Origin of the sequence: Pseudomonas azerbaijanoccidentalis (assembly GCF_019145495.1) — a bacterium.
Classification (GTDB): Bacteria; Pseudomonadota; Gammaproteobacteria; order Pseudomonadales; family Pseudomonadaceae; genus Aquipseudomonas; species Aquipseudomonas azerbaijanoccidentalis.
In genome coordinates, this window is record NZ_JAHSTU010000001.1 from 318,200 (window position 1) to 331,409 (window position 13,210).

Genomic DNA, 13,210 nt, shown 5'->3' on the forward strand with positions numbered 1-13,210 from the left:
TCATCAGGATTGGCGGATGCCCGGACTCCTTGTTTCGGCGCGTCCGATTTTCAGCAAGGAGAACATGAAATGTCAGCATCCAGCTCTATCAATCAGCTCGACCCTACAATGACGGCGCCATGGACACGGCCGGAACCATTGCCCAACAAGCCGGGAGGTGAAAGCAACCTGCTTCATCGCTCGGCATGGGTTGACCCGGCGAACCCGCTGAGGCTTGAATTCAAAGCCTGGTATGAGTTCCCTCCGCCCCCTGGGTGCGAGCAGGTAGACGTTTTCCTGGGTGACAACGAGAGCAATATCATCGCTTCCAGAACATGGACGCTACCCATGTCGCCCGGCGATTACTACGTTGAGATTCCCGCCGACAGGTTGCCCCATGGAGAGCAACAGATCAGCTTTATCATGACCAACTATCTCGGCGTGCCGGCCCGATCGTTTCCCTACACGGTCACCGTCGATAAACAGGAACCGGTGCTTAACGCCTCCAGCCATCTGACGTTTCCCCCAGCAGTATCCCCCCCCGACAAACTCACTGCGCGCTACCTCGAGCAAAACGGCGATGAGGTAAAGGCCGGTCTTCCCGCTTATACGACACCCCGGCCATGGGACCGCATCACCTGGTACTGGGGCTCAACCCCGGGCAGCCTGGAGCAGGGCGGTGTCATCGAGCTCGATGACCAAAACCACTCAGCGCCGGTGACCATTACGGTGCCCGGGGATTTGATCCGCAGCCGGGGCGATGGCCTACGCTACGTGTGGTATCAGGTGCACGACCGTGCCGGAAACCCGAGCTCACGCTCCGATTCTGTCGAGCTGGACGTTGCGGCCACACCGATCCCGCGTGTTCTACCCCATGTGACTATCAAGGAGCTGAGTACTACAGCCCCCAGCGGCATATTGGACCCGCTCAAGGCCATGAACGGGGTCACGGTTACGATCCCATCCGAGGCGGTGATTTACGAGGGTGAGGGGGTGTTCGTGTTGTGGGGAGAAAAAGGCACGCCCGGAAGTTATCGAACCAACACGCCGATATTGCCAGGTTCCAAGGACTATCACATCCCCAGCGAAAAGGTCAGGTACCACATCAACAGAACGCTGGTTGTGGGTTATGAGGTGATCGAACCCGGTGTCGTTGACCCGCACACATCCAATCCCTTCAACCTGAGAGTCGAAAGGTTGACCGGCACGCCCGCCGTTCAATGCGACAAGGTGACTGGCGGCAGGCTGAGCGTGGCAAGTGTGCCTGATGGCGGGGTTGCCAAGTTCACGCTTGGGCGCTGGTCGCACATGGGCACAGAGCAATTTGTGACGATTGTGGTGAGGGGGCTCAGTACGAGCAACCAGCAACTCGACATTCCCGTTGTGACCGATTTCCCGGTGCCGGCAGCAGGCCAGACGATTGATGTGGGGCAGATTACCAAGGCGAATTTGCAGCGCTTCAAACTCAATAATCAGCTTGAAGTGCGAGTGCGGGTGAGTTTTGACGGGAAGTTGACGTGGCAGGTGTTTACGTCGTTGACGCCGACGTTGGTGGCTTGACGCTACTCGAGCAGGTTGTAGTGACATGAAGTATGTTTGGCAACAAGAAAAGCTATGCTCTTGTTGCCAAACACTAATGAGAAGCTAACTTCGGATTGTTGAGATGACAACCTCCGGGACTGTTTTTGCTTTAAAAACCGTACTCGCGAAATTGGATGTTGAGCGGGCATTTACAGTTGTATTTGCCTGCGCTGCAGCCTGCTTCACAACCTTTGGAGCACGAGTAACCTTGATTAGGTTGCTAAAAGCTTTCGAATCAGCCGGTGCAGATTGGGCAACTTTCGTTAGGCCGCCCAATGCTATCGGGTTCAATGCCAGCGATTTGATGGATGTCGATGCGCTCAGAGCAGCATCGTCGGTTAAGCTGCTGACGCTAGCGGCAGTTTGCACCGCGGTGGAGGCACCCAATAAAGCTCCACGCGTAGCGGGATCATAGAAGTTGCCAAAGCCTTCCATAACTCCAATCGAAGGAGGTTTCAAGCGTTGCACCATTTTATCAAAAGCTCTAAACGCAACCGACCCGATTTTGTGTGGAGCAGATGCAGCAGCAGCGGCAGAACCAGCAATTCCCCCTACTACGACAGTCGGTAGCGCAGCCAGCCCCAAATAAAGCGCAACCTCGCCAGCTGTTTTGTCACCGGTGGCAGCGTTAACCGCACTGGCAATCGTTGAGGCCCCCCCAAGTGCTGCGCCGACCCCCAATGCCGCCGCCTTCGTCATGGTGAAAGTAGCAGCAGCACCGGTGAGCGGAGTGGCGGCACCCGCAGTGGCTATTGTTGCGGCTACTGCGGCGGCAGTGGCCACTGCGCCCACTACGACAAAAATCCATGCTATCCAACCGCCGCCCCCGCCCCCATCTGCGCGCCCAGGCACAGCCCCTTCATCCGGCCGCCGTGGCCGGCCACTGTAGCCGATCGACGAATGCCCGGTCGGATCGCGAAGCGCAATCGGGTTACCCAGACAGTAGCTATAAGGATTCACACCACCACTGCCAAACGGGCTGAGCGAGTCCGGGCTGTGAAAACGTTTCGTGCCCGGGTTGTAGGCCCGATAACCACGGCCCAGCAAATACCAACCGGTGTTTTCACGCACTTCACCATTGAACGCCCGCACGCTGAACATCGGCTGGTCGCTGTGGCGGTCGCCGTAGGCGCTGTAGACAGCCGTACGCAGATTGCTCTGCTGGCTTTCGGCAATGATGCTGAAGTTGGCGTCGGTCTGCAGTAACAGGGTCTGCGCGCTGTCACCTGCCACTTGTTGCCCCAGTGGCTGCTCGCCGTTGCTCAGGAGGCGGGTAAGGCGGCCGTCCTGAACCACCGTGCTCAACTGCTCGCCCTGATAAAAACGCAAAGTCTCGCTTGCGCTGCCCTGCTGCGAGGTGACCAGGTGGTCGTGGCTGTCATAGCGGTACTGGCTAACGGATCGGCTGGCGGCGACGACACCGAGCAGGCGGTTTTGACTGTCGTAGGTCAACAGTTGCCCATGTTCATCGTTGAGTTGGCAGCCATTGGGGTCGTAGGTGAACGACGGGTTGCCGTTGGGCCTGGCCGGTGTATAGACAATGCTTGTCAGCTGGCAGGGATCATCGCTGGCGTAGGTGAACATCGCCCGTTCGCGGCTGTCGTCCGGGAACGTTGTCGTAACGGTCTTCAGGTTGTCCAGTGCGCTGAAATAAAAAAGCTGCTGTTTGAACGGGCGGCCTTCGCTGTCCCGGGGCAGATTAGGGCTGTTCCCACATTCATGTTTCGTCAGTCGGCCGCGAGGATCATAGCTGAATGTTTCCTCGAGCAAACTGTCTCCGTCTTGCTTCAGGTGCCGGCTCTGCAGCAGGCCGTCCGGTTGCCAGACCTGCTCCTGGGTGCGTGTTTTTTGCCCCGTCAACGTCTGCTTACGCAGGGTTTCGCGGCCCTGGTCGTCATACGTGAGCTCAGTCTCCAGGGTGGTGTTTGCTGTCAGGTCCCGGGTGGTGGTTTTGCTGGTTTGCCCCAGGCGGTTGTACTCAACCGTAACCAAAAGTTGCCCTTGATCAATGTTTTTGACTCGACCATAGCTGTCGTAGGTATAGACGGTATCCAGCCCGGGGTTGCCGGTTTGTATCACCTCTGTACGCTTGAGCTGACGGCCCTGCATGGAAGCGGAGTAGAGGGTTTCCCAGGTTTTTTCCTCGTTGTCGACCCAGGTTTCGCCGAGCAATTGGTTAGCGATGTTGTAGTGGTACTGACGTGTGCCTTGTTCATTGCTTGCCTGGGTCAGACGTGCGCTGGTTGTGTCAAAACCGAAGGTGGCTTTTTCGTCCCGCGCAGTGCTGCTGATCGGTTGCCCGGTAAGGGTCAGGTTGTAGTCGTATTCGATGGTGTCATTGGCGGGCGTGGTCCGGGTCTTGACCTGCGGCTGTCCAGCTTCATAGGTATAAAACTCGGTGCGTTTGCCGGTGGTGGTCCGGGTCAGGCGGCCCAGGCCATCGAACTCTTGTTCACCCACGGGAATGACTTCGCCATTGTCGGTCACGCTCAAGGCCACCGGCAGCTCCGCCGCACTGTGCGCGGCGTAGGTACGTTTGATGACGCTCTCGTCGGGAAGCGTACTGCTGACCAGGCGTGACTGGGCGTCATAGGTGTAATGGGTGATCAGTTTCAACGGATCGCTGTGCTGGGTGGTTCGGCCCAGTCCGTCGTAGAGGAACGTCTCGGTCGCGATTTCTTTCCCGGCAGCATCCAGCGTCGCGGTGCGGGTCGGTTTGCCAAACAGGTTCGTCCAGGTTTCGTTCAAACCACTGATAGCCGGGTTTGGCCCTGGGCTTTGCATCCAGATACGCTGGATCGGCCCGCGGGATTCCTCCGTACCGATAGGGTCAATGTGCTGATGGCCTTCGACGCCGTCGGGGCCGATCACCACGGATTGCTCAGCCCAGTCGTCATAGAGAAAGCGGCTCGTGAGCTTCAGCACGACGCCATCAAGCCAGTCGAAATCGCTCTGTTCGACCAGATTGCCCCTGCCGTCGTAAAGCGCTTCAAGCGTCTGGTACATGCGAGTCGGGGCACTGGGATTAACGTTATCCCGCTCCTGGAAAATCAAACGACCCAAGCCGTCAAGCACGCTGCGAGTCTTGATTTTTTTTGCGTTGATGCTGATGTGCTCGATCTGTTGTCCGTGCTGGGTGCTGAGTACGTACCCGTATTCGCGAAGAGCGGCGAAGTCTGTTCCGGGGGCCACCACTTCGCTGGTTAGACGCCCCAGGATGTCGTAGCGGTAGTGGGTTTCCACGCCATCGATACGGTTCATCAATTCGTGCGAGGTGAGCAGCGAATGCTGTTGCACAATAGCCTTGCTGACGCCATCGAAATCGGTGCTCACAGTTTGCGTGGTTTCTTGCACCGGCACGTTGAACTGACGGCTGATGAGCTTGCAGTAGTCAAATTTGATATGCGTGGATTTTTGGTTGCATGTGACCGTCTGACATTTGACAAGACCATGCCGAAGCGCATCACTCGGCTCATCAAAGTGCTCATACACCGTACGCTCAAGTTCAGTCTCACCGCTGCCCTCTACCTCAAGCACCACCTCGTTGTCGAGCGTGAGCCATTCTTTCAGGGAGCTGCCCCCCAGCGCCTGCAATTTCTTGTAGCGATAACGCGTGCGCAAGGTCGGTGCGTGGCCGTTGGCCGAGGGGGCCGGGGTGACGGTTTTTTCTTTGAGCTGACGCACGAAGCCTTCGGGGTCGGGCGGGCAAAAACCCTCTTCTCCGGCCGCGGGATACCAGAGACTGGTTTCGACCACGCCGTTGGCCTGGGTCTGGGTGCGCATGTTGCCAAAATTGTCGTACGTGCTGCTGACGGTTTCAGCGCGTCGGCGGTTGGGGTTGTCGAGTTGCGACCAAGTGGTTTTGACCGACTTGGGCATCTGGCAATAGTTGGGTTGTTGATCGTAGCTTGCGCCCGGCGTTAGAAAGTACTCGGTCTCGACCGTTTGCACATTGTTGCCCTGGGTGGTGGCTTCGCGGGTCAGCAGGTGGAACTGATTGAAGGAGCGCTCGATTTTGCGTTGCGCTTTGTCGTCAACCCACAGGGTTTCAACGGTGGCGTACTCATAGGAACCCGTGTGTTTGTAAAGGTTGTCGAGTCCGTCTTCAGTCCAGGCAATGGGAAGACCAAAGCCGAGGAAGTTCTTTTCGACATCACTCGATTGGCGCTTGTAGGTGTAGCGCACCTCAATCGACGGTTGATTGAACCCCGGGTGCGTTACATGACGGGTTACGCGGGGCAGGGGTTTGCGTCCACTTGCAGGCGGGAACTGATGGCCACCGTCTTCATAGGACATTACCTCACGTCCGCCCGAGGGGGTTTCTACCTGGGACATACAAAGCTGGTCGTTGACCAAACTGTATTTGAAACGCCAGGACGCCAGCGGGTCGTCGGGCAGTCCGGTCTGGGGCAGGCTGATACTGGCGACGCGTCTGTCGGTCGTATTCAGGGTCATGACGTAGCGCGCCAACGGGCTGCCATCCGGCCCGTCAAAAGGTAGCTGTAACAATTCGACGGAGGCGCTTTCGCGCTTGATGCTCAGCAGGGTCTGACCCGAATCATCCTTGACCGATGTCAGGATCAGGTGAACCCCATCGAACGTCTCATAATCGAGGGTGATCTTGTGCCCGGTGGGCGAGTGAATTTCGACGGGCATCGCCACACGGTTTTGCGAACTGCCGTAAACCTCCAGGATCTCGACCAGACCGGACTTGTGCATGACGCGGTAACGGTTGGTGCCTTCCGGATAGAAATGGAAGCTGTCGAGCTTCTTTTCCTTCATGGTCAACTGACCACTGGTACTGTCGGTTCCAGTAACCTTGAAAGTTTCGCCGGTGCTCAGCGAAAGAATATTGCTACTCAGCGTGTACTGCGACAACTGCAGGTTCCAACCCATGCCGTATCCGCTGTCCACCGTGTTGAGCGGACTGTACGCCAACGCGAGGCCAAATCCCGGGCCGCGTAAATCATTGGTTTGTAGCTCGGGGAAGCTGATCGAAACCGTATACAAACCGGTGCGTGGATCAACGCCATTCTCCATTGAACTCATGAAGTTAAGCGCATTAGAGGACACGGAACTGGTGGCAGTCATTGTGATTAACCTCTACATGTCGGCGGGTAAAATAGCGGTTCGAACACCTGTAGGGATCAACAATATCTGTGACTACTACCTCAAAACGACGGCAGGCAAAAAGCAGCGATAACGGCCAGCCTATGCCGGTGTTTACTGACGTGCAATAACGGGTGACAGGCGTTCGGCAAAAACAATATCAGCCGATCGACGCCGGGTAACCTATCAGTTCTGATAGTAGGCAGGCCGCAAAACAAGGCGTACAAACTAGCCATCGATGACCAGCAACCTGACTGACGCCCGGTTAACAACCGACATCCATGCAGGGAACGCAAGGGAGTTCGCATGATGGCAACAGCACCGACCTCGCCTGACAACACGACGGTTTTACTGCCGGTTGCTCAGTTCACTGAGTCACATAACCTTGAGCTGGACCCCGATAAACTAGGTATTAACGGAGCGACGGTCGTAGCGCCACCATATCAGGCGATGTCGGTGGGAGATGTGGTGACATTGAGCGTGGATATTTTTTATGGAAGCGACTACTTAGAAACGCTCAAGCGACCCAGAACCCTGACTGCCGAAAACATCGGCGAACCCGTTTACTGGACGGTTCCAAAAGATGCACTGCAACAGCTTCAAACAGGTGACCATATTGAGGCGAGCTACAGCATCGCCTATGTCACGCCGACTGTTGCCACGGTGTCGGAAAAGCAAACCTTACACATTGTCGAGAAATCGAGCCCCGAGTTGCTGCCGCGCCTTTCAATCAAGGACTTTGCTGGTGACACCCTGGATCCCGACGCCTACCCGGACGGCATCACGCTGAGCATTGAGTTGTATGCCGGCATTCAGGTAGGTGACTGCGTGATGCTGCACGCCATGGGCGAATCCCGCTTGGTCATTGCGATATACGTCGATCAGACGACTATCGACAGTCAGACACTGCAAATCCCCTTCGGCCATGCGTGGCTGGCAGCCAACAGCGGCAATGAAGTGAGCCTGATGTATGAGTATGCCCGGCTGGGCAGTGCGGGCGCTTCGCTGACATTGCCGTTGATGCTGCGCAAACCCTTGAACCTGCCGCCGCCCATCATCGTCGGTGTTACACCCGACGGGCCTGACGACTACCAAGGATTCCTGTTGGGCCACAACGCCTTGAACGGCATCACCATACTGCTTCCTGAGGAGGCGGTGATCGGCTCGAACGATAAGGTGCAGATGGTCTTCGATGGTTTCCAACCGGGGGGGCATTACATGGCCGACCCTGATTTCGGCGATCCGAAAACATTCAAGATTCCTAAACGCTATGTGCCTGCGAACCTGGGTAAGCGTTTGTATGTGTTTTATGAAGTCACACCGCCGGGTGAGAAAGCCGTTAAATCCCGGCGCTACGATTTGCAAATCAAGAATCTGACCAGCGGGTGGCCAACCCTCCAGATCACTTCCCCCCCTGGAGCATCCAACGCTGAAGTTTCGTTAAAGACCGTTAGCGATGCCGTGACTGTTCGACTGCGAGCGTGGGTATCGATGGCCGAAGGGCAGCGGTTACGGATATACGCCAAAGGCGTTCTTCAGGCGGGCGACGTGGAGGAAACATTTAACGTTCGCGTCGGTGCTACTGAAGTAGTTACCGAAGACGAATATTTGGAAGGCGAAATCCAGGCGAAACTGCCTCGCACTTTTTTGGCGAAACTGACACTCAATCAGCAGTTCAATGTGACCGTCGAAGCCAGTTTTGATGGAGGCTTCAGTTACAAGCAACTTCCTATGATATCCCCCCGGCTCGTTGAGTAGTCTCCGGCTGGTAGTCGTTCAATCTTAATGAGGTGATTATTATGTCAGGTAATTCGCTTGCCAGCCTTTTGGCCTGGATGAAGAACAGTTCGCGCATGTTGGGCTGGGGGCTTGTTGTGGCTTTGGAACGTCGCAGGACCAATCTGATCGTAGTGCAGGAATATATAAGGCGCTTTCGCGATCATAGTTATCTTCCCGCGGTAAGGGGGGAGGTGATGATTGTTGATAATAAACGAATGGAACTGATACACGATTTTGTGATGGATGTGCCTGTTCTGTCGTTTGAAAACGCTAATCTCAACGACTCCAAGGCCTTGCTGACAATGTCGGTCATGGGGGGGAGTCAACTCACCCTGGAAAAAGAAAGTGTAGGGTGGAAAGCCTATAAGGTGGATGAAATAGATCCGTTGAAAGGGCCGAAACTTTATCTGGATTTGCTATTGAATGAAGTGTCTGGTGATGTTGACCAGGATGGGCGGGTCAAACTGGATTTGAGTAAGAGCGATAACTTTCGGTTAACGTTTGCCGAAACGCAGCATGAGCAACGGTTGGGTGGGGACTTCTTCAAGGATTTGTTCAACCAGTTGCCGGATGATCAGCGGGTTTATGAGTTGGGCAAGATTGAACGGGGGACGAATGAGCTGATGCGTCCATTGTCGTTTGAGTTGCGAACTCAGGCGAGCAGCTCGCCGGCGGCACGGGATCCGAAGTCTCCCGAGTTCGGTGATGGTGCTGTACTTGCTTTAGTCAGGATGGAAAAGCGTTTGGGAGGGAACTTTCCGGGTCAAAATTACAAATATTTGATTCCTGATGATCAGGGGAAGGACTATTCGGCAACAGTGTTGTTGGACTCCAGTCGAACGATAGCTGACCCGGTTCTACGCGAGGTTTCTAATCTTTTGCAGAGCGATGAATTCATACATATTTATGATCAAGACGGGGAGTTGAAAACGGCCGTATTGAACAGTGGAGAACTTTTAGTTCCTGAACTCGAAATTACAAAAAAAATTACCTTGTCTTCCGGAGAGGAAATTGAAATTGTGATGAATTCCTCGCCAGGTGCTTTCTTGAGTAAGGATTTGAACAAACTCACTGTTGAGCTTTTGGATAGTAAAGTTTTAATCGGATGGAAGCCCTCGACCATAATTGACTTTACTTTTTTAACTGCCGGGCAGGCTCCAGGGTATTTCAGGTTCAAACTGGAATTTGAATTGCTGGTGGAGTATTCGGTTGAGCAATCGGATAGTGGTGTGCTGTTGCGTCGAACAGGTATTCAATTCGTACCGCGTACTAGTTTTGAATCCGCCACAGGGGGTGATGAGGGCGAATTCTGGTACGACATTTTGCTAATCGTACTGCTTCCTCTGGTTACCGCAGTTTATTTAACAGAGATGATCTTTGAGAGGTTTAAAGCTGAGTTTGATGAGCGACTAAACACAGAGATATCAATTACAGAAACAATTCAAGAGATCTTAACGCTCAACTTCGGCCAAGCCATTCAAGGCAACGAAATCTACGCCCCTCACGACATCGGATTTTTCGGCCGCATCAATCCCCAACAAACTTCATTCCTGATCGACCCCATGCAACCAATCATCAAGGCAGGCGGTTCCCAGCGGTTTGCAACCGCTCCCGTGGTGGCTGGTGTGCAGTGGAAGGTGGAAAACCTGGTGGAAGGCCCCGGTGTTCCCGGGACTATTAATGCCAGCGGTGTTTATCAGGCCCCGGCAGCGTCGACCATCAAGGGGCGTTTCACCCGCGTTCGGGTCACGGCGACGGCCCCGGGCAGCGGTTATTTCAGTTCGGCATTGGTGACGGTGGTGGTCGATGAACTGTCCATCCATCCCCTGATCCAGGTCTGCGATGTCGGTGCCACCGTTGAGCTGTCGGCGGGTGTGCTGGGTGCGGGGAACTTGCAATGGTCGATCAAGAATCCCGTTCCCGGTGAGAGCGGTGAGTTAAAGCCGAGTGACAAACCGGGTGGCGATCGGACCTATCACCATGGGCCAGTGGTGACGACCAAAACTTATGTAATCGATCAGGTTGAAGTGAAGAACACCAGCACGGGTGGTACTCGCTCGATGCATGTTCTGGCGTTACAGAAACAACCAATGGTCAGCGTGAGGATTCTCTCTACCGATGTTACGCAAGGTCGAGTCCAGTTACAGGCCTCAGTGAATGGCAACACAGTGCCCGATGGCCGAGGCGACTGGAGCTTGGCCTTCACGGGGCAGGGCACCATTGATAAAGCGACAGGTGTGTACCGGGCGGATCCTGCGGCTACCGGGCGATATGCGCTAATCCTTTTCAAGATGGAAATTGATTTTGTTGGGCTTGCCGAAGGCCATCTGATTCTGCCGCTGCCCCTGGTCGAGTTCCCACAGTGGCTTGAGATTATGAGCCAATGAATACCCAAAATCAGACTGATAACTCTTCACTGGGAGCACCTTCCATGGCCAGTAACTCATTGGAAAGTCTGTTGGCGTGGATGAAAGACACGTCGCAAATGTTGGGCTGGGACCAGATCGTTGCGCTGGATGGACACAAGCTGAACCTGGGCTTGCAGCACGACCATATTATTCGCCTGAGCCAGGGCAATGATCTGGGTGTGATCACAGGCTCGATGGATATCCCCGACACCAACATTACCCATTATTTGTCGGGTTTCAGGTTGGCGGCGCCCATGTTGTCCTTCCAGCGTGCCTCCTTGCAAAGTGCGAAAACGGCCTTGAGCCTGGCAGTTGTCGGGGGGACGCAGATGATGGTGGAAACGGTCCAGGGCCACAAAGAAATCCATAGCCTTACCGCCCTGGATCCACTGGATGGCTCCCACGTGACGCTGGACATACCGCTGGGCACAAACGCTGCAAATGTTGTGCTGGACCTGGCCAACAGCGAGGACGTATTGCTGACCTTGTTCCGTACGCCTACTGAGCAACGCGAAGCCGGGAAGTTGTTCAAAGAGTGGTTTGACCGCTTGGCCGATCAGAAAAGGCTTCACGCTCTGGCGGCGTTGCCTGATCAAGGCAACCCTTTCATGTTTACCCGCAGCATCGATGTACGGACACAGCATCGCAACGCACCTGCCCAGATTCCCGATACCGTCGATGAGAGCGGTGCCGTGATTTTGTTTGCACGTTCGGTCAATGGCGCCGCAGGGTCATTTCCGGGGGACAACTCTGGTTTCAAGTACCTGATTCCGGACGATGATGCGCAGCACAGTTATTCCGCGACCGAGTTGTTTTCCCGAGCGTTAATCCATCGCGCGGCATTCGGCCATGCACTGCTGCAAATGCTGGATGATGCTGACTTCGAGCATATTGCCGACGAAGCGGGCTCATTGGCAAAAATGGTCGCCCGCCGCGGGGGGCTGCAAGTGGCTGCCACTGATTATGAAACGAGTGAATACCGGTTCGAATCCGATCCGTTCAGCTTGCCCACTGTAGGGGGCGCCATGCCGCTGACCATCGAATTTGACCAGAACCAGGTCGTGCAACGTTGGCAAGGCAAGGCCAGCCTGCCGTTCAGATACCGCCCGCTGGGAGGTACCACCTGGAAGTCCTACACGGTAGAGATCAGCACCCATCTGTTGCACGAGTTTCGCTTGTGGGCGGAAGAGTCTGGCGCGTCGGGCATGGAAGGCGAATTGTCCACGCCGTATACCCATACACAAGAAGTTACCATTGAATCCGGGCTGCCTTCGTTGCCTGCTGGGGAAGTTGAGCAAATCAAGGACTTCGTCACCAATGCGGTCAAGCGAGCATTGCTAGAGGCGTTCTCCAGCACGTTGACGACCCGTGCTTCTGAAGATTACCTGACGGATGTTGATATCGTCGGCGGCAGTACGTTGCAAGCGTCCCATGTGACGTTGCCCTTTGATCAAGCACTATTTGGCCAGATCCATGCGTCCGGTGCGTCGTTCGAGATCGTCCAGCAGCAACCCTTGGTGGTTGCCGGCAAGCGCTTGCAACTGACTACGGAACCGGTGCGTGAAAACTTGCGCTGGACGCTGGAGCCTCTTTCGGGGGGCGGCGGTGAAACGGGACAAATCAACGAAACAACAGGCGAGTATCGCGCACCGGCGGCTCATGCGATGGGTGGCTCATACCTTCGCGTGTTGGCCATTGCCACGGACACCGGGACCGGAGAACGCAGCGTGACCTTGATCACGGTGCAGGCGAACCCGATTACCATCAACCCGCAAATCCAGTTGTGTTACTACGGGCAGCAGGTAGAACTTTCGGCGGGGCAGCTCGACGGAATGCCACTGAACTGGTCGATTAAAAATCCTGTACCGGGTGAGAGCGGCCAACTAGTTGCTAGCGACCAACCCGGAGGTCGCACCTACATTGCCGGGTCGAAGGTTTCGAACAAAACCTATGTGCTTGATGAAATAGAAGTGAAAGACAGCCAAGGCATTGAGTCGGCATCCGCCTATGTATTGGTCTTACAGATCGAGCCTCTTATTACGGTAAAACCCGTTGAAAACCCGAACCTGCCAGAAGGACAAGTCCAGTTGCAGGCTTATATAAACGGTAACGCCGTAAATCCTGTATGGTCGCTACCCGTCGACGGCCCGGGTTCAATCAGTCAGGCAGGTCTCTATAGCGAAGACATAGGAACAAAGGAGCGGTTTGTATTAATTAATGCAGTGGCGGATACCGGTGAATTCGGTAAGTTCGAGGGGCACTTAATATTGCCACTGCCGTTGGTGGATTTTCCTACGGTAATTAGCGCGCTGACTAAATAATATTGGGTTTGATTGATATATAAACGTCATTAC

5 protein-coding genes are annotated in these 13,210 nt (G+C 55.0%); 4 read left to right on the forward strand and 1 reads right to left on the reverse strand.

Annotated elements, in window-relative coordinates; translation table 11 throughout:
* Nucleotides 1-69: 69 nt before the first annotated feature.
* Nucleotides 70-1,539, forward strand: coding sequence for a hypothetical protein (locus KVG88_RS01570; protein WP_217870072.1), 1,470 nt, complete (start codon nucleotides 70-72; stop codon nucleotides 1,537-1,539).
* Nucleotides 1,540-1,623: 84 nt separating this feature from the next.
* Here the strand turns inward: KVG88_RS01570 and KVG88_RS01575 are convergent, their stop codons facing one another.
* Nucleotides 1,624-6,651 (reverse strand): RHS repeat-associated core domain-containing protein, encoded by a 5,028-nt coding sequence (locus KVG88_RS01575; RefSeq protein WP_217870073.1) that lies wholly within the window; start codon nucleotides 6,649-6,651, stop codon nucleotides 1,624-1,626.
* 324 nt (nucleotides 6,652-6,975) lie between these two features.
* Here KVG88_RS01575 and KVG88_RS01580 point away from each other — a divergent pair, with 324 nt between their 5' ends.
* From KVG88_RS01580 to KVG88_RS01590, 3 genes are read left to right on the forward strand one after another with little or no spacing between them, the layout of a single operon-like run.
* Nucleotides 6,976-8,427 (forward strand): hypothetical protein, encoded by a 1,452-nt coding sequence (locus KVG88_RS01580; protein ID WP_217870074.1) that lies wholly within the window; start codon nucleotides 6,976-6,978, stop codon nucleotides 8,425-8,427.
* A gap of 41 nt (nucleotides 8,428-8,468) precedes the next feature.
* Entirely contained in the window at nucleotides 8,469-10,835 is a 2,367-nt protein-coding gene (locus KVG88_RS01585; RefSeq protein ID WP_217870075.1) for a hypothetical protein, read from the forward strand.
* 44 nt (nucleotides 10,836-10,879) lie between these two features.
* Nucleotides 10,880-13,177 (forward strand): hypothetical protein, encoded by a 2,298-nt coding sequence (locus KVG88_RS01590; protein WP_217870076.1) that lies wholly within the window; start codon nucleotides 10,880-10,882, stop codon nucleotides 13,175-13,177.
* Nucleotides 13,178-13,210: the final 33 nt, after the last annotated feature.

Excerpts from the sequence above, each read along its gene's own strand:
- KVG88_RS01575 (WP_217870073.1), bottom strand. The coding sequence starts at position 6,651 with ATGACTGCCACCAGTTCCGTGTCCTCTAATGCGCTTAACTTCATGAGT.
- KVG88_RS01570 (WP_217870072.1), top strand. The coding sequence starts at position 70 with ATGTCAGCATCCAGCTCTATCAATCAGCTCGACCCTACAATGACGGCG.
- KVG88_RS01580 (WP_217870074.1), top strand. The coding sequence starts at position 6,976 with ATGATGGCAACAGCACCGACCTCGCCTGACAACACGACGGTTTTACTG.
- KVG88_RS01585 (WP_217870075.1), top strand. The coding sequence starts at position 8,469 with ATGTCAGGTAATTCGCTTGCCAGCCTTTTGGCCTGGATGAAGAACAGT.
- KVG88_RS01590 (WP_217870076.1), top strand. The coding sequence starts at position 10,880 with ATGGCCAGTAACTCATTGGAAAGTCTGTTGGCGTGGATGAAAGACACG.